The organism is Variovorax sp. AC194 (assembly GCF_979257995.1).
This window is the reverse complement of sequence record NZ_OZ409823.1, coordinates 6,303,578-6,321,391: the sequence shown is the minus strand read 5'-3', so window position 1 is coordinate 6,321,391 and position 17,814 is coordinate 6,303,578. Positions and strand designations below refer to the sequence as shown.

General features: G+C 65.8%; 10 protein-coding genes and 1 tRNA gene. 9 read left to right on the top strand and 2 right to left on the bottom strand.

The features are described from left to right. Nucleotides 1-219: 219 nt before the first annotated feature. From rpoB to ACZYRS_RS29840, 8 genes are all read left to right on the top strand, one after another. Nucleotides 220-4,344, top strand: a complete 4,125-nt coding sequence (gene rpoB, locus ACZYRS_RS29875) for a DNA-directed RNA polymerase subunit beta (protein WP_463422109.1) — start codon at nucleotides 220-222, stop codon at nucleotides 4,342-4,344. 21 nt (nucleotides 4,345-4,365) lie between these two features. Next, entirely contained in the window at nucleotides 4,366-8,595 is a 4,230-nt protein-coding gene (gene rpoC, locus ACZYRS_RS29870; RefSeq protein WP_198789616.1) for a DNA-directed RNA polymerase subunit beta', read from the top strand. A 98-nt stretch (nucleotides 8,596-8,693) separates the two neighbouring features. Next, on the top strand, nucleotides 8,694-9,296 hold the full coding sequence (locus ACZYRS_RS29865) for a LemA family protein (protein WP_463422108.1): 603 nt from the start codon (nucleotides 8,694-8,696) through the stop codon (nucleotides 9,294-9,296). Between the two features lie 124 nt (nucleotides 9,297-9,420). After that, on the top strand, nucleotides 9,421-10,746 hold the full coding sequence (rsmB, locus tag ACZYRS_RS29860) for a 16S rRNA (cytosine(967)-C(5))-methyltransferase RsmB (protein ID WP_463422558.1): 1,326 nt from the start codon (nucleotides 9,421-9,423) through the stop codon (nucleotides 10,744-10,746). Between the two features lie 28 nt (nucleotides 10,747-10,774). Beyond that, nucleotides 10,775-11,374, top strand: coding sequence for a DUF4390 domain-containing protein (locus ACZYRS_RS29855; protein WP_463422107.1), 600 nt, complete (start codon nucleotides 10,775-10,777; stop codon nucleotides 11,372-11,374). After that, nucleotides 11,371-13,701 carry a sensor histidine kinase gene (locus tag ACZYRS_RS29850; RefSeq protein ID WP_463422106.1) on the top strand — a complete coding sequence of 777 codons (2,331 nt, stop codon included), beginning with the start codon at nucleotides 11,371-11,373 and terminating at the stop codon, nucleotides 13,699-13,701. Before ACZYRS_RS29855 ends, ACZYRS_RS29850 begins: the two co-directional genes overlap by 4 nt. 79 nt (nucleotides 13,702-13,780) lie before the next feature. After that, on the top strand, nucleotides 13,781-14,482 hold the full coding sequence (locus tag ACZYRS_RS29845) for a response regulator (protein ID WP_093441973.1): 702 nt from the start codon (nucleotides 13,781-13,783) through the stop codon (nucleotides 14,480-14,482). Nucleotides 14,483-14,500: 18 nt separating this feature from the next. After that, nucleotides 14,501-14,576 (top strand) — tRNA-Phe (locus tag ACZYRS_RS29840). Nucleotides 14,577-14,698: 122 nt separating this feature from the next. Here ACZYRS_RS29840 and ACZYRS_RS29835 read toward each other — a convergent pair. Beyond that, nucleotides 14,699-15,574 (bottom strand): alpha/beta fold hydrolase, encoded by an 876-nt coding sequence (locus ACZYRS_RS29835; protein ID WP_463422105.1) that lies wholly within the window; start codon nucleotides 15,572-15,574, stop codon nucleotides 14,699-14,701. Between the two features lie 144 nt (nucleotides 15,575-15,718). Continuing rightward, a complete protein-coding gene (locus tag ACZYRS_RS29830) occupies nucleotides 15,719-16,501 on the bottom strand; it encodes an IclR family transcriptional regulator (protein ID WP_463422104.1) in 783 nt (260 codons plus the stop codon). Nucleotides 16,502-16,643: 142 nt separating this feature from the next. Here ACZYRS_RS29830 and ACZYRS_RS29825 point away from each other — a divergent pair, with 142 nt between their 5' ends. Next, nucleotides 16,644-17,654 (top strand): TRAP transporter substrate-binding protein, encoded by a 1,011-nt coding sequence (locus ACZYRS_RS29825; protein WP_463422103.1) that lies wholly within the window; start codon nucleotides 16,644-16,646, stop codon nucleotides 17,652-17,654. Nucleotides 17,655-17,814: the final 160 nt, after the last annotated feature.

Below are 17,814 nucleotides of genomic sequence, written 5' to 3'. Positions count from 1 at the left end.
CCCTCCAGCCTTTGCCGCTTTCAGAGCGCACCCGAAAGACGCCATGCCCATGCGTTTTTCGAGTGTCTTCTGACCCCGACTGCAGAAGACCCCTTGGTTCGGGCGATGTGCAACGCATCGCTGTCCGCCAACGGCTGGTAGTGGCCAGCCGCCAAGCAGTGGTGCCGTTCGTCCGGCATTGCTGACAAGTCGCTGAAGATCTCAAGCTCCGGAGCTCTCATGGCCCAATCGTCCGCGTACAGTTACACCGAACGCAAGCGCATCCGAAAAAGTTTCGGTAATCGCGACAGCGTCGTCGAAATCCCCTACCTGCTGCAGATGCAGAAAGACGCGTACACCGCGTTCCTGCAAGCCGGCATCGCCCCCAAACAACGCACCGTCGAAGGCCTGCAGGCCGCGTTCGACGCCGCCTTCCCGATCGTCTCGCACAACGGTTTCGTCGAGATGAAGTTCCTCGAGTACAACCTGGCGAAGCCGGCGTTCGACGTGCGCGAGTGCCAGACCCGCGGTCTGACCTTCGCCTCGGCCGTGCGCGCCAAGGTGCAGCTCATCATCTATGACCGCGAGTCGTCGACGTCGCAGTCCAAGGTGGTCAAGGAAGTGAAGGAACAAGAGGTCTACATGGGCGAAGTGCCGCTCATGACCGAGAAGGGTTCGTTCATCATCAACGGCACCGAACGCGTGATCGTGTCCCAGCTGCACCGCTCGCCCGGCGTGTTCTTCGAACACGACAAGGGCAAGACGCACAGCTCGGGCAAGCTCCTGTTCTCGGCCCGCGTGATTCCCTACCGCGGTTCGTGGCTGGACTTCGAGTTCGACCCGAAGGACATGCTGTACTTCCGCGTGGACCGTCGCCGCAAGATGCCGGTCACGATCCTGCTCAAGGCCATCGGCCTGAACCCGGAATCGATCCTCGCGAACTTCTTCGTGAACGACAACTTCCGCCTGATGGACAGCGGCGCGCAGATGGAGTTCGTCTCCGAGCGCCTGCGCGGCGAAGTCGCGCGCTTCGACATCACCGACAAGTCGGGCAAGGTCGTGGTCGCCAAGGACAAGCGCGTCACCGCGCGCCACACGCGTGAACTGGAGCAGTCGAACACCACGCACATCAGCGTGCCGGAAGACTTCCTGGTCGGCCGCGTGATCGCCCGCAACATCGTGGACGCCGACTCCGGCGAAATTCTGTCCAAGGCCAACGACGAGCTGACCGAAGCGCTGCTCAAGAAGCTGCGCACGGCCGGCGTGCAGGACATCCAGGTCATCTACACGAACGAACTGGACCAGGGCGCGTACATCTCGCAAACGCTGCGCATCGACGAAACCGTCGACGAGTTCGCAGCCCGCGTGGCCATCTACCGCATGATGCGCCCCGGCGAGCCGCCGACGGAAGACGCGGTGCAGGCCCTCTTCCAGCGCCTGTTCTACAACCCGGACACGTACGACCTGTCGCGCGTGGGCCGCATGAAGTTCAACGCCAAGGTCGGCCGCGACGAATCCACCGGCCCGATGGTGCTGACCAACGAAGACATCCTGGCTGTCGTCAAGATCCTCGTGGACCTGCGCAACGGCAACGGCGAAGTCGACGACATCGATCACCTGGGCAACCGCCGCGTGCGTTGCGTGGGCGAACTGGCCGAGAACCAGTACCGCACGGGTCTGGCACGTATCGAGAAGGCCGTGAAGGAACGTCTGGGTCAGGCCGAGCAAGAGCCGCTGATGCCGCACGACCTGATCAACAGCAAGCCGATCTCGGCCGCGCTGAAGGAATTCTTCGGCGCCTCGCAGCTGTCGCAGTTCATGGACCAGACGAACCCGCTGTCCGAAATCACCCACAAGCGCCGCGTGTCGGCCCTTGGCCCGGGTGGTCTGACGCGTGAACGTGCAGGCTTCGAAGTGCGCGACGTGCACGTGACCCATTACGGCCGCGTGTGCCCGATCGAAACGCCTGAAGGCCCGAACATCGGCCTGATCAACTCGCTGGCCCTGTACGCCCGCCTGAACGAATACGGCTTCATCGAGACGCCGTACCGTCGCGTGGCCGACAGCAAGGTCACCAACGAGATCGACTACCTCTCGGCCATCGAGGAAGGCAAGTACGTCATCGCCCAGGCCAATGCGGCCCTGGACAAGGACGGCGTGCTGACCGGCGACCTGGTCTCGGCGCGTGAAGCCGGCGAATCGATCCTGGTGGGTGCCGAACGCATCCAGTACATGGACGTGTCGCCCGCGCAGATCGTGTCGGTGGCTGCCTCGCTCGTGCCGTTCCTGGAGCACGACGATGCGAACCGCGCGCTGATGGGCGCCAACATGCAGCGTCAGGCCGTGCCCGTGCTGCGCCCCGAAAAGCCGATGGTCGGTACCGGTATCGAGCGCGTCTCCGCGGTCGACTCGGGCACCGTGGTCACGGCCACCCGCGGCGGCATCGTCGACTACGTCGATGCAACGCGCGTCGTGGTGCGCGTGAACGACGCCGAAGCGGCTGCCGGTGAAGTTGGTGTGGACATCTACAACCTGATCAAGTATCAGCGTTCGAACCAGAACACCAACATCCACCAGCGTCCGATCGTCAAGCGCGGCGACAAGATCGCCAAGGGCGACGTGATCGCCGACGGCGCATCGACCGACCTGGGCGAACTGGCCCTCGGCCAGAACATGCTGATCGCGTTCATGCCCTGGAACGGCTACAACTTCGAAGACTCGATCCTGATCTCCGAACGCGTCGTTGCCGAAGACCGCTACACCTCGATCCACATCGAGGAGCTGGTGGTGATGGCTCGCGACACGAAGCTGGGCGCCGAGGAAATCACGCGCGACATCCCGAACCTGGCCGAGCAGCAGCTCAACCGCCTGGACGAATCCGGCATCATTTATGTCGGCGCCGAAGTGCAGCCGGGCGACACGCTGGTGGGCAAGGTCACGCCGAAGGGCGAGACCACCCTCACGCCTGAAGAGAAGCTGCTTCGCGCCATCTTCGGCGAGAAGGCTTCCGACGTGAAGGACACGTCGCTGCGCGTGGACCAGGGCTCGCAAGGCACCGTGATCGACGTGCAGGTGTTCACCCGCGAAGGCATCACGCGCGACAAGCGCGCGCAGCAGATCATCGACGATGAGCTCAAGCGCTTCCGCCTCGATTTGAACGACCAGCTTCGCATCGTCGAAGCCGACGCGTTCGACCGTATCGAGAAGCTCCTGACCGGCAAGGTCGCCAACGGCGGCCCCAACAAGCTGGCCAAGGGCACCAAGCTGGACAAGGCTTATCTCGCGTCGGTCGAGAAGTTCCACTGGTTCGACATCCGCCCGGCGGACGACGAAGTGGCCACGCAGCTCGAGTCGATCAAGAACTCGCTGGAGCAGACGCGCCACAGCTTCGACCTCGCGTTCGAAGAAAAGCGCAAGAAGCTCACGCAGGGCGACGAGCTGCCCGCGGGCGTGCTCAAGATGGTCAAGGTCTACCTGGCCGTCAAGCGCCGCCTGCAACCGGGCGACAAGATGGCCGGCCGCCACGGCAACAAGGGTGTGGTGTCCAAGATCGTTCCGGTCGAAGACATGCCCCACATGGCCGACGGCACGCCGTGCGACATCTGCCTGAACCCGCTGGGCGTGCCTTCGCGGATGAACGTGGGCCAGGTGCTCGAAGTGCATCTGGGCTGGGCCGGCAAGGGCATCGGCCAGCGCATCGGCGACCTGCTGCAGCAAGAGGCCAAGGTGGCCGAAGTGCGCAAGTTCATGGAGCAGCTGTACAACGGCTCGGGCCGTCCGGAAGACCTCGCCCAGCTGAGCGACAGCGACGTGCTCGCCATGGCGGCCAACCTGCAAAGCGGCGCGACCTTCGCCACGCCGGTGTTCGACGGCGCCTCGGAAGAAGAAATCCGTGGCATGTTGAAGCTCGCCTACCCGGACGACATCGCCAAGCTCAAGGGCCTGACCGATACGCGCACGCAGGCGTACCTGTACGACGGCCGCAGCGGCGACCAGTTCGAGCGTCCCGTCACCATCGGCTACATGCACTTCTTGAAGCTGCACCACTTGGTCGACGACAAGATGCACGCCCGTTCGACCGGCCCGTACTCGCTCGTCACGCAGCAACCGCTGGGCGGCAAGGCGCAGTTCGGCGGCCAGCGTTTCGGGGAAATGGAAGTGTGGGCGCTGGAAGCTTACGGCGCCGCCTACGTCCTGCAGGAAATGCTGACCGTGAAGTCCGACGACGTGCAAGGCCGTACCAAGGTGTACGAAAGCATCGTCAAGGGCGAACACTCGATCGAAGCCGGCATGCCGGAATCGTTCAACGTGCTGGTCAAGGAAATTCGTTCGCTGGGGCTCGACATCGAGCTCGAGCGTTCTTAATTTGAAAAGGGAAAGAGTCTTATGAAATCGCTACTCGACCTGTTCAAGCAATTCACGCCCGATGAGCATTTCGATGCCATCAAGATCGGCATGGCTTCGCCCGAGAAGATCCGCTCGTGGTCTTTCGGTGAAGTGAAGAAGCCCGAGACGATCAACTACCGCACGTTCAAGCCCGAGCGCGACGGTCTCTTCTGCGCCAAGATCTTCGGCCCCATCAAGGACTACGAGTGCCTGTGCGGCAAGTACAAGCGCCTGAAGCACCGCGGCGTGATCTGCGAGAAGTGCGGCGTTGAAGTCACGCAGACCAAGGTGCGTCGCGAGCGCATGGGTCACATCGACCTGGCCGCGCCCTGCGCCCACATCTGGTTCCTGAAATCGCTGCCGTCGCGCCTGGGCCTCGTGCTCGACATGACGCTGCGCGACATCGAACGCGTGCTGTACTTCGAAGCCTACGTGATCACCGACCCCGGCATGACCCCGCTGAAGAAGTTCGGCATCATGTCCGAGGACGACTACGACGCCAAGCGCAAGGAATTCGGCGACGAGTTCGTTGCCAAGATGGGCGCCGAAGGCATCAAGGACTTGCTGGAAGGCATCGAGCTCGACAGCGAGATCGAGCGCCTGCGTGGCGACCTGACCGGCTCCGAAGTCAAGGTCAAGAAGAATTCCAAGCGCCTGAAGGTGCTGGAAGCCTTCCGCAAGTCGGGCATCAAGCCCCAGTGGATGGTGCTCGAGGTGCTGCCCGTGCTGCCGCCGGACCTGCGTCCGCTGGTGCCGCTGGACGGCGGCCGCTTCGCGACCTCCGACCTGAACGACCTGTACCGCCGCGTCATCAACCGCAATTCGCGCCTGCGCCGCCTGCTGGAGCTGAAGGCTCCGGAAATCATCGCGCGCAACGAAAAGCGGATGCTGCAGGAAGCGGTCGACTCGCTGCTGGACAACGGCCGTCGCGGCAAGGCCATGACGGGCGCCAACAAGCGTGCGCTCAAGTCGCTGGCCGACATGATCAAGGGCAAGAGCGGTCGTTTCCGCCAGAACTTGCTGGGCAAGCGCGTGGACTACTCGGGCCGTTCGGTCATCGTGGTGGGCCCGACGCTCAAGCTGCACCAGTGCGGCCTGCCCAAGCTGATGGCGCTCGAGCTGTTCAAGCCTTTCATCTTCTCGCGCCTGGAAGCCATGGGCATCGCGACGACGATCAAGGCTGCCAAGAAGGAAGTCGAATCGGGCACGCCGGTGGTCTGGGACATCCTGGAAGAAGTGATCAAGGAACACCCGGTCATGCTGAACCGTGCGCCTACGCTGCACCGTTTGGGCATCCAGGCGTTCGAGCCGATCCTGATCGAAGGCAAGGCGATCCAGCTGCACCCGCTGGTTTGCGCGGCCTTCAACGCCGACTTCGACGGCGACCAGATGGCCGTTCACGTGCCGCTGTCGGTGGAAGCGCAGATGGAAGCCCGCACGCTGATGCTGGCCTCCAACAACGTGCTGTTCCCGGCTTCGGGCGAACCGTCGATCGTTCCTTCGCAGGACGTGGTGCTGGGTCTGTACTACACGACCCGCGACCGCATCAACGGCAAGGGCGAGGGCCTGATCTTCTCCGACATCGGTGAAGTGCAGCGCGCGCTGGACGCCAACGAAGTCGAACTCACCGCCAAGGTGGCAGTGCGCATCACGGAATACACCAAGGACAAGGAAACCGGCGTCTTCACGCCGTCGACCTCGCTCGTGGACACCACCGTGGGCCGCGCGCTGCTGTCCGAGATCCTGCCCAAGGGCCTGCCGTTCTCGAACATCAACAAGGCGCTGAAGAAGAAGGAAATCTCCAAGCTCATCAACGTCTCGTTCCGCAAGTGCGGCCTGAAAGAGACCGTCGTGTTCGCCGACAAGCTGCTGCAAAACGGCTTCCGCCTGGCGACCAAGGCCGGTATCTCGATCGCGATCGACGACATGCTGGTGCCCGCCGAGAAGCACGGCATCATCGAGCGCTCGGCCAAGGAAGTGAAGGAGATCGAACAGCAGTACGTCTCCGGTCTCGTGACCTCTGGCGAGCGCTACAACAAGGTGGTGGACATCTGGGGCAAGGCCGGCGACGAAGTGTCCAAGGTCATGATGGCCAAGCTGTCCAAGCAGAAGGTCATCGACCGTCACGGCAAGGAAGTCGAGCAGGAGTCGTTCAACTCCATCTACATGATGGCCGACTCCGGCGCCCGCGGTTCCGCAGCGCAGATTCGCCAGGTGGCCGGTATGCGGGGCCTGATGGCCAAGCCGGACGGCTCGATCATCGAGACGCCCATTACCGCGAACTTCCGCGAAGGCCTGAACGTGCTGGAGTACTTCATCTCCACCCACGGTGCCCGCAAGGGTCTGGCCGACACGGCGCTGAAGACGGCGAACTCGGGTTACCTCACCCGTCGTCTGGTCGACGTGACGCAAGACTTGGTCGTGACCGAGCAGGACTGCGGCACGCACGGCGGCTACCTGATGCGCGCCATCGTCGAAGGCGGTGAAGTGATCGAGTCGCTGCGCGACCGAATCCTGGGCCGCTCGGCTGCGGACGACGTGCTGCATCCGGAAAACCGTTCGGTGCTGCTGAAGGCCGGCGAGATGTTCGACGAAGACAACATCGAAGTCCTGGAAGCCCAGGGCGTCGACGAAGTCAAGGTCCGCACCGCGCTGACCTGCGAAACCCGCTTCGGCATCTGCGCGACCTGCTACGGCCGGGACCTCGGCCGCGGCGGCCTGATCAACATCGGCGAAGCCGTCGGTGTGATCGCGGCGCAGTCGATCGGCGAACCCGGCACGCAGCTGACGATGCGTACGTTCCACATCGGTGGCGCGGCATCGCGTGCAGCGGTGGCCTCGAGCGTCGAAGCCAAGTCCAACGGCGTGATCGGCTTCAACGCCACGATGCGCTATGTGACCAACAGCAAGAACGAGCTGGTGGTGATTGCACGTTCGGGCGAGATCGTCATCCATGACGAACACGGCCGCGAGCGCGAACGCCACAAGGTGCCGTACGGCGCGATCCTGGCGGTCAAGGCCGACCAGCAGATCAAGGCCGGCCACGTGCTCGCCAACTGGGATCCGCTGACGCGCCCGATCATCACCGAGTTCGCCGGCAAGACGCAGTTCGAGAACGTCGAGGAAGGCCTCACGGTTGCCAAGCAGGTGGACGAAGTGACCGGTCTGTCGACCCTGGTCGTGATCGACCCGAAGCGCCGCGGCGCTGCCAAGGTCGTGCGCCCGCAGGTCAAGCTCATCGACGCCTCGGGCGCCGAAGTGAAGATCCCGGGCACCGACCACTCGGTGACGATCGGCTTCCCGATCGGCTCGCTGGTGCAGATCCGCGACGGCCAGGACGTGGGCCCCGGCGAAGTGCTGGCGCGTATTCCGGTCGAAGGCCAGAAGACCCGCGACATCACCGGCGGTCTGCCGCGCGTTGCCGAGCTGTTCGAAGCCCGTTCGCCGAAGGACAAGGGCATGCTGGCCGAAATGACCGGTACCGTGTCGTTCGGCAAGGAGACCAAGGGCAAGATCCGCCTGCAGATCACCGATCCCGAAGGCGGCGTCTACGAAGACCTCGTGCCGAAGGAAAAGAACATCCTGGTGCACGAAGGCCAGGTGGTGAACAAGGGCGAGTCCGTGGTCGACGGTCCGGCGGACCCGCAGGACATCCTGCGCCTCCTGGGTTCGGAAGAACTGGCGCGCTACATCGTGGACGAAGTGCAGGACGTGTACCGCTTGCAGGGTGTGAAGATCAACGACAAGCACATCGAGGTGATCGTTCGCCAGATGCTGCGCCGCGTCGTGGTCGACAACATCGGCGAGACCAGCTACATCTCCGGCGAACAGGTCGAACGCAGCGAAATGCTCAACACCAACGACGCCCTGCGCGCCGAAGGCAAGATCCCCGCGACGTTCACGAACCTGCTGCTGGGTATCACGAAGGCGTCGCTGTCGACCGACTCGTTCATCTCGGCTGCTTCGTTCCAGGAAACGACGCGCGTGCTGACCGAAGCCGCGATCATGGGCAAGCGCGACGAGCTGCGCGGTCTGAAGGAAAACGTCATCGTCGGCCGCCTGATTCCCGCAGGCACCGGCATGGCGTACCACCAGGCACGCAGGGCCAAGGACGCGATGGACGACGCCGAGCGCCGCGCCATCGCCGAATCCGAAGCCGCCGAACTGGCGGGTTCCTCGAGCGATGCGACGAGCACGGCCGACGCCAGCGAAGGCGCAGCGACCGAATAAGCGGCTAGCATCACCGGCCATGACCGGTACCCCACGCCCCCCGACCGCCCCCGGTTGGGGGGCGTTTTTCTTTGTGCTTGGATGAGGTGTCGTTTCCGATGAGCGTGTTGCCCGAATCGCTGGCCAGCTGGATCGTCATTGCGGTGCTGCTGTTCTGGTTTGTCGGCGCCTACAACCGGCTGGTGCGCCTGCGCGCGGCGGTGCTGCAGGCCTATGCGACGCTGGACGCGGCGCTGGGCCGGCAGCTCGATTTCGTGCAGGCCAGCATCACCGCGGCGCCGCAGGCCAATCCACCGTCGCAGGAGCTCCTGTCGTCGATCGCGCCGCTGCAGGCGGCCACCAACCAGTTGGCGACCCTCTTGGGCGCCACGCGGCTGCACCCGCTCGATGCCGGCGGCATGGCCGCGCTGGGCACTGCGCTGCAGGTGCTGGTCTCGGCCTGGCAGCGCCAGCATCCGGATGCGGTGACGGTCTTCGATGCCGACGGAACGCTGTCGCGCCCGATGCCGGCGCAGCCCGGTGCCGTTGCCGCGCCGAACGCGGCCGAGCCGATTGCCTGGCCCGAACCCTCGGCGGCCGCGGAAATCGCGCGCAGCCAGTTCAACTTGGCGGTGGGGCACTACAACGACGCGATCGTCCAGTTTCCGGCGCTGCTGGTGGCATGGGCCGTGCGTCTGCGTCCGGCCGCGCCGCTGCGCTGACAGGACGCCTGGACGCCTTTTCCTTCTTTACATTGCACGGCGTAGTGCCTTTGGCCCGCCCGTTACCATCCGCCCCAACTTGTCAGAACTACCTTCCGATCCCCCCGGCAACGCAGCGCCCTCGCTGCAGCCGCCGCTCTGGCGCCAACTGCAACTGACGGCGGGCGCGCTCGCGTCGATCCGCGCCGGCACCTCGGGCTCCGTCGCATTCGAGGCCGTCGAGCCCGCGCTGCGGCCCGGCGTGCAGGCGCTCGGCTTCCAGGTGCTGCGCTGGCTCGGCCGCGCCGAGGCGCTGCGCCGCCACTTGGCCAAGCGCACGCCGCCGCCGCTGCCCGACGCCTTGCTCTGCACCGCGCTGGGTCTCGCCTGGGACGCCGAACGCGCGCCCTACGAACCCTTCACGCTGGTCGACCAGGCCGTCGAGGCGGCCAAGCGCAATCCGGCGACGCGGGCGCAGGCCAGCTTCATCAACGCGTGCCTGCGGCGGTTCCTGCGCGAGCGCGATGAACTCGTCGCCATCACCGACCAAGAGCCGGTCGCGCAATGGAACCATCCGCGCTGGTGGATCGAGAAGCTCAAGCGCGACCACCCCCGCGACTGGCAGCGGATCTTGCATGCGGACAACGCGCAGGCGCCGATGACTTTGCGCGTCAACACCCAGAAATCCACGGCCGCTGCTTATCTGCTGGCGCTGGAAGCCGCAGGGCTCCCGGCCACGCGCGTCGGCGCCAGCGGCCTCCAGCTGGGGCGCGCGCGGCCGGTGCAGCAGTTGCCCGGTTTCGCGGAGGGCGCCTCTTCGGTGCAGGACGCGGCCGCGCAGATGGCGGCGCCCCTGCTGCTCGAAGGCCTGCTCCCGGTGAATCCCGGCGCAGCGCCCTTGCGCGTGCTCGACGCCTGCGCCGCCCCCGGCGGCAAGACCGCGCACCTGCTCGAACTGGCCGGCCCCGGCGCCGCCGAGGTGATCGCGCTGGAGGTCGACGCCTTGCGCAGCCGCCGGATCGACGAAACCCTGAGCCGTCTCGGCCTGCAGGCCAAGGTGGTGGTGGCCGATGCGGCGCGCCCCGCCGACTGGTGGGACGGCACGCCGTTCGACGCCATCCTGCTCGATGCGCCGTGCACCGCTTCGGGGATCGTGCGCCGCCATCCGGACGTTCGCTGGCTGCGCCGCGAGAGCGACACCGCCCAGTTGGCGGCCCAGCAGGCCGCGCTCCTGGCCGCGCTCTGGCCGCTCGTGCGGCCCGGCGGCCGGCTCCTTTACTGCACCTGTTCCGTCTTCCGGGAAGAGGGCTCGCAACAAATTGATGCGTTCCTTGCACACAACACTGACGCACGATTGCAACCGTCCCCGGGCCATTTGCTGCCCCAAAGCGGGGGGAATGTCCGTGGCGTCCCGGACAATCCCTCAGGTGACCACGACGGCTTCTTCTACGCCCTGCTTGAAAAACGCTGAGTCCGCTCGGCCGCGCCGAACGGTCCTGATGGCCGTATTCCTGCTGGTCTGGGCGATGCTGCTGGCGTGGCTTCCGGCCCCGGCGGCTGCGCAGAACCGGCCGGGCGCGGCGATCACCCAGATGCGACTGGAGCAGGCCGACGACGGCGTGTATCTCAGCGCCGGCGTGCAGTTCGAGCTGCCCTCGCTGGTCGAGGAGGTGCTCGACAAGGGCATCGCCATCTACTTCGTGGCCGACGCCGAGATGTACCAGGAGCGCTGGTACTGGACCGACCGCAAGGTCGCCCAGGTCACCCGCCACATGCGGCTGGCCTACCAGCCGCTCACCCGCCGCTGGCGGCTGAACGTGTCGCCGGTGCCGATCACCGGCGCGGCGGGCTTCGGCATTTCCCTGAACCAGAATTTCGACAGCCTGGGTGACGCGCTCGAAGCCATCAAGCGCATCGGCCGCCTGCGCATGGGCGACGCCGCCGAGATCGGCGACGACCCGCTGCACCAGGTGACGTTCCGCTTCCGCCTGGACACCTCGCAGCTGCCGCGGCCGTTCCAGATCGGCGTGGTCGGGCAGGCCGACTGGAACATCTCGGCCGAGCGCACCGCCAAGCTCGCGCTGGAGAAGCAGCGGTGAGCAGCAAACCGCGCAGCGGCGCAGCGGCCACACCCGCCGCACGCCGCTCGCGCGCGATGCGCTGGGCCGTGGGCGTCGGTGCGGCGATGGTCACGGCCATCGGCCTGGTGCTGATGTTCCTGCTGGCCCAGGCCACCAACAACCGGGAGCTGTACGAGCGCTATTACGTGCGCCTGTTCGGCATCAACGTGGTGGTGGCGGTGCTGCTGGTGCTGGTGATCGGCTGGGTCGCCTTCCGGCTGCTGCGGCGGTTGCGCCAGGGCAAGTTCGGCAGCCGGTTGTTGATCAAGCTGGCGGCCATCTTCGCGTTGGTGGGCGTGGTGCCGGGCGCGCTGGTGTACGTGGTGTCCTATCAGTTCGTCGAGCGCTCCATCGAGAGCTGGTTCGACGTCAAGGTCGAGGGCGCGCTCGATGCCGGCCTGAACCTGGGGCGTGCCACGCTCGATTCGCTGTCCGACGACCTCGCGGCCAAGACCCGCGTCGCCAGCGCACAGCTGTCCTCGGTGTCCGATGCGAGCGCCGGTCTCGCGCTGGAGCGCATCCGCGACCAGCTCGAGGCAAGCGACGTGGTGCTGTGGACGGGCAGCGGCCAGCTCATCGCCGGCGCGGGCACCTCGCGCTTCCAGCTCAACCCCGATCGGCCGACCGCGCAGCAGTTTCGCCAGGTGCGCCCCGACCGGCCGCTCGCGCACGTCGAGGGCCTGGACGAAACCGCCGCGCCCGGCGCGACGCCGCCCGTGGCGAGCGTGCGCGCGCTGGCCATGGTGCAGCGGCCGGGCTTCGACTTCGACACCGCGCCGCGCTACCTGCAGGTCACGCGGCCGCTGCCGCCGGCCGTGGTCAAGAACGCGCTGGACGTGCAGGAAGCCAATCGCGAGTACCAGGAGCGGGCCCTTGCGCGCGGCGGCCTTCGCCGCATGTACATCGGCACGCTCACGCTGAGCCTGTTCCTCGCGGTGTTCGGAGCGGTGTTGCTGGCCGTGCTGTTCGGCAACCAGCTCGCGCGGCCGCTGCTCGTGCTGGCTGACGGCGTGCGCCAGGTGGCCGCCGGCGACCTGCGGCCCACCGCCGTGCTGCAGGGCAAGGACGAGCTGGGCGGCCTCACGCGCTCGTTCGCCGTCATGACGCAGCAGCTGGCCGACGCGCGCGGCGCGGTCGAAAAGACCATGGGCCAGCTCGACGCGGCCCGCGCCAACCTGCAGACCATCCTGGACAACCTGACCTCGGGCGTGATCGTGCTCGACGCCAAGGGCACCGTGCTCTCGACCAACCCGGGCGCCACCCGCGTGCTGCGCGCGCCGCTGGCCGCCTACGAAGGCCAGGCGCTCATCGACGTGCCGGGCCTGGCCGACTTCGGCGCCAAGGTGCAGCAGCAGTTCGACGAGTTCCAGGTCGAGCGCATGCAGCACGGCCTGGACCACTGGCAGCACGCCTTCGAGCTGCACGCCACCGGCATGGACCTGCCGCAGCAGGACGGCGCGATCAACATCGTCGCGCGCGGCGCGGAGCTGCCCGGCGCGGCGCGCCTCCTGGTGTTCGACGACATTTCGGAGATCGTCTCGGCCCAGCGCGCGCAGGCCTGGGGCGAGGTGGCGCGGCGCCTGGCGCACGAGATCAAGAATCCGCTCACGCCGATCCAGCTTTCGGCCGAGCGGCTGGAGATGAAGCTCTCGGGCAAGGTGGCGGCGCCCGAGCAGGCGATCCTGGTGAAGTCGGTCAAGACCATCGTCGACCAGGTCGATGCGATGAAGCGGCTGGTGAACGAATTCCGCGACTACGCGCGGCTGCCCGCGGCCGACCTGAAGCCCGTCGACCTGAACGCGCTGCTGGCCGACGTGCTGCAGCTCTATCACGCGGAGAACCTGCCGATCGTGCTGCGCTCGGAGCTCGACGTGCGCTGCCCGCCCATCCGCGGCGACGAGCAGCAGATCCGCCAGGTCATTCACAACCTGCTGCAGAACGCGCAGGACGCCGCCGAGGCCGCCGCCAGCAGCACGGGTCGGGCGGGCGAGGTCGTCATCCGCACCCGGCTGGGCGATTCGGGCCAGCGCGTGCGCCTCACGGTGCAGGACAGCGGGCCGGGCTTTGCAGAAAATATCCTGAAGCGCGCGTTCGAGCCCTACGTCACGACGAAAACAAAAGGTACCGGTTTGGGGCTCGCGGTGGTCAAGAAGATCGCCGATGAGCACGGCGCCCGCATCGAGCTTTCCAACCGCGTTGTCGACGGGGCTGTGGCAGGGGCGCAAGTCTCGCTATCATTCGCGCTGGCAGGCGAGCCGCGGGCAGCGGCCGCTCACACCGAAGACTCGAAGTCTTCCACCGCCTGAGCGCCAACAAAATCCAGCGCGAGGGCGCTGGACGGGCCAGCGGACCAACACCTACCAGCGCATACAACAAGCAGCACTCATGGCAAACATTCTCGTGGTCGATGACGAGCTGGGCATCCGGGACCTGCTCTTCGAAATTCTCAATGACGAAGGCCACAACGTGGAGCTCGCGGAAAACGCCGCCGAGGCACGCGCCGCGCGGCAACGCGCGCGGCCCGATCTCGTATTGCTCGACATCTGGATGCCCGACACCGACGGCGTCACGCTGCTCAAGGAGTGGTCCACCGCCGGCCTTCTGAGCATGCCCGTCATCATGATGAGCGGCCACGCCACCATCGACACCGCGGTCGACGCGACGCGCATCGGCGCCTTCGCCTTCCTCGAAAAACCGATCACGCTGCAGAAGCTGCTCAAGGCCGTGGAGCAGGGCCTGGCGCGCGAGAGCGCACGGCGCGCCGCGGCGGGCGTGGTGCCCGCGCCGGCCGGCGGCCACCAGGCAGCGGCGATCACAACGACGGGCGACAGCTTGCTGATGGCATCGCTCGCTTCGGTGCCGGTGCCCGATGCCGGTCCGCAATCGACGCAGAGCTTCGACCTCGACCGCCCGCTGCGCGACGCACGCGACGGCTTCGAGAAGGCGTACTTCGAATTCCACCTGGCGATGGAGAACGGCTCGATGACCCGCGTCGCCGAGAAAACCGGGCTGGAACGCACCCATCTTTATCGCAAGCTCAAACAACTTGGCGTCGATCTTTCAAGAGGGCGCAGAAGCGCTGTATAATCTAGGGCTGCACACAATGGCCCGGTAGCTCAGTTGGTAGAGCAGCGGATTGAAAATCCGCGTGTCGGTGGTTCGATTCCGCCCCAGGCCACCACCCATCGCTGCGCAGGCTCTTCCAGAGAGCCCTGCGAAGCCAAAAAGCCCTAAGCAAATCAACTGCTTAGGGCTTTTTGCATTTCTGGCCGGCCGAAAATTTTGGCGGAGAAGCATCTCCCGTCATCCGCGCTGCCCATGCACCCGCCCCAGAAAATCGCGCATCAGCGCCACCATTTCATCGAGGTGCGTCTCCAGCAGCCAGTGCCCGCCGTCCAGCAGATGGAACTCGGCATCCGGCAGGTCCCGAAGATAGGCGCGCCCCGATTTTTCCGGCATGTAGTGATCCTGCGGCCCCCACATGATCAGCGTCGGCGGGCGGTGCGCGGCGAGGTACCGGCGGTGCTGCGGGAACCAGGCGCGGTTCTCCTTCAGCCCGGCTATCAGGCTGATCGCGATCTCCTTGCGCTCCGGCGTGACCAGCGACCAGTGCAGCTTCCACAGATCCGGAGGAATGCGCTCGGCAAGCTCGGGCCTCACCGCGTTGAGGAACTCCTCCTTGAACACTTCTTCGGTGATCGCCTCTGCCAGCTTCGCGCGCATTTCTGCGACCGGCAGCTTCCAGGTGCTCTCGATCTCGGCGTACTTCGGTCCCAGCGCGTCTTCATAGGGGATATCGCCGTTCTGGATGATCAGGGCCACCACGCGCTCGGGCGCCTGGATGGCCAGGCGCGCGCCGATCGGCGATCCGAAGTCGTGCAGATAGAGAGCGAAGCGATCGATGCCGAGCGCCTTCACGAAGCGATCGAGAAATTCCGCATAGCCATCGAAGCTGTAGTCGAAGTCCTTCGGCGTTGCGCTGTAGCCGGCGCCGGGATAGTCCGGCGCGACCAGCCGCCAGCGGTCGGCCAGGCGCGGCATCAGGTTGCGAAACTCGTATGACGAGCACGGATAGCCATGCGGCAGCAGGACGACGGGTGCATCGGCCGCGCCCGCCTCGCGATAAAAGGTTTCGACATCGCCAACCCGGATGCGGCGGTGTCGCATGTGCGTGTCCATGCGCTTCTCCTGTTCGTTGGCCGGCCGGACCCATGTCCGCCGCGGCATGGCAGGAGGTTAAAAATTCTTTGGCGCGTGTCGACGGTCGGCGTGCACCGACGGATTTCGTAGGCCGAGACTGAGAAGCCGCAGGCGTGCTGCGCCTCAGGCCCGCTTCTTGAAATGCATCGAAGCGCCGCTCGCGCGCGCCAGCGCTTCCGCCGATTCGAGCAGCACCGGCTCCAGCGCCAGCATGCGTTCCTCGGTCAGGCGCACCAGCGGTCCCGCGATCGTGATGACGCCGATCACCGCGCCGTTGTGGCTGCGCACCGGCGCGGCCATGGCCGTCATCGCGGGGGCGAACACTTCGCTGATCATCGAGAAGCCGCGCTTGCGCGCCGCGCGCAAGAAAGCCAGCAGCGCCTTGACGGTGGTGGGCGCCTTCGGGCCGAAGTCCTCGGGCTGTCCGAAGCCTTGCCGGGCGACCAGTTGGAGTGCCTGTTCGTCCGTCATCGTCGAGAGCCACGCGTGCCCCGCGGAACTGCTCGAGAGATTGACCGACAGGCCCATGTCCGGGTCGTAGCGCAGGCCGCGCGTGGCGCCCTGCGCCTTGGCAACGAAGGTCAATTCGTCGCCGTCGACCACGGCAAGCCGCACCAGTTCGCCCGAGTTCGCCGCGAGCCTGTCGAGCAGTGGCTGGGCGATGTCCACGATGCCGCTGTTGCTCAAAAAGCTCAGGCCGAGCGACACCAGCTTGATCGTGAGCATGTAGTCGCCATGGCTCTGGTCCTGCCGCACATAGCCGCAGCGCACCAGTTCACTTAGCAGGCGATGGGTGGCGCTCAAGGGCATCTGCAGCTCGGCGGAAAGCGCCGACAGCGCGCGGCCTTCAGGGTGGCCGGCCAGGTGTTCAAGCACCTTGAAGCTGCGTTCGAGTATGGCGGTCATGCGGGCAACTTTAGCATTTTGCCAAGCGTTTTCACTAGTAGAAAGATTTTCCACTAGCCGATTAAGATCGCGCCGCCAGAGGTCGGGGCGCCAGTGAATGGCCTCGACATGCACCCCTCACATCGAAGCTGGAGATCCAATCTTGAGAACGCTTTACCGCTCGCTGGCCACCGCCGGCCTCGCCCTCGCACTGGTCGTTCCCGCCTTGGCACAGGCGCAGCAGGATCGCGTGATCCGCTTCGGCCACCTGAACAACGCCGACCACCCCGTGAGCTTCGGCGTCAAGCGATTCGCGGAACTGCTCGCAGCCAAGAGCGGCGGCAAGATGAAGGTGCAGGAGTTCCCCGCCTCCCAACTGGGCAACGAGATGCAGCAGCAGTCGGCGCTTCAGGGCGGCGTGCAGCAGATGTCGGCACCGGCCACCACTTCGCTCGCGGGCATCGTGAAGGAGTTCGGTCTTGTCGACTTTCCGTTCTCGGTGAATTCGTTCGCGCAGGCCGATGCATTGCTCGATGGGCCGCTCGGCCAGGCGCTGATTGCCAAGCTCCCCGAGAAGGGGCTCGTTGCCCTCGGCTACTGGGACCTGGGCTTTCGCAACGTGACCAACAGCAAGCGCCCGATCACCAAGCCCGAAGACCTCGAAGGCTTGAAGATCCGCGTGATTCCGAACCCCGTGTTCCTGGAGACCTTCAAAGCCTTCAAGGCCAACCCGGTGCCGATGCCGTTTGCAGAGCTCTATGGCGCGCTCGAATCGAAGGCGGTGGATGGTCAAGAGAACCCGTATGCCGTGATCCTCTCGAACAAGTTCTACGAGGTGCAGAAGTTCGTGAGCGCCACGAACCACGTGTACGCGGCCAACATCGTGCTGGTGAGCAAGAAGTTCTGGGACTCGCTCACGCCCGCCGAGCAGAAGATGATGAACGACGCGGCCAACGAGGCGCGCGGTTATCAACGGCAAGTGAGCCGCGCCGCAGCGCAGAAAGCGGTGGGTGATCTCCAAGCCAAGGGCGCGCAGTTCAACGAGCTCACCCCCGCCGAACAAGCCCGCATGCGCACCATCGCCCAGCCCGTCATCGACAAGTTCGCCGCCCAGTACGACCCCGCCATCGTCAAGCTCTACAACGACGAACTCGCACGCATCCGCAAGCCATGACCGCCCGGCCATTCGCGCTCGCCGCGAACAACGCCACGGGCTGAACGCCGCCGCTCCCAGGCCGGCAACCCTCGCCCAAACGCTGCTCCTGCCGGCCGCCGCCGAGCAGCCCATCCGCTCTCGGGGACGTGTCCCCGCGGGTCCCGCTTCGACCAAAAAA

What these genes read in the sequence shown, in the direction of transcription:
- ACZYRS_RS29830 (WP_463422104.1), bottom strand. Translation starts at nt 16,501, where the DNA reads ATGACCGCCATACTCGAACGCAGCTTCAAGGTGCTTGAACACCTGGCC.
- ACZYRS_RS29845 (WP_093441973.1), top strand. Translation starts at nt 13,781, where the DNA reads ATGGCAAACATTCTCGTGGTCGATGACGAGCTGGGCATCCGGGACCTG.
- ACZYRS_RS29865 (WP_463422108.1), top strand. Translation starts at nt 8,694, where the DNA reads ATGAGCGTGTTGCCCGAATCGCTGGCCAGCTGGATCGTCATTGCGGTG.
- rpoB (WP_463422109.1), top strand. Translation starts at nt 220, where the DNA reads ATGGCCCAATCGTCCGCGTACAGTTACACCGAACGCAAGCGCATCCGA.
- ACZYRS_RS29835 (WP_463422105.1), bottom strand. Translation starts at nt 15,574, where the DNA reads ATGGACACGCACATGCGACACCGCCGCATCCGGGTTGGCGATGTCGAA.
- rpoC (WP_198789616.1), top strand. Translation starts at nt 4,366, where the DNA reads ATGAAATCGCTACTCGACCTGTTCAAGCAATTCACGCCCGATGAGCAT.
- ACZYRS_RS29855 (WP_463422107.1), top strand. Translation starts at nt 10,775, where the DNA reads ATGGCCGTATTCCTGCTGGTCTGGGCGATGCTGCTGGCGTGGCTTCCG.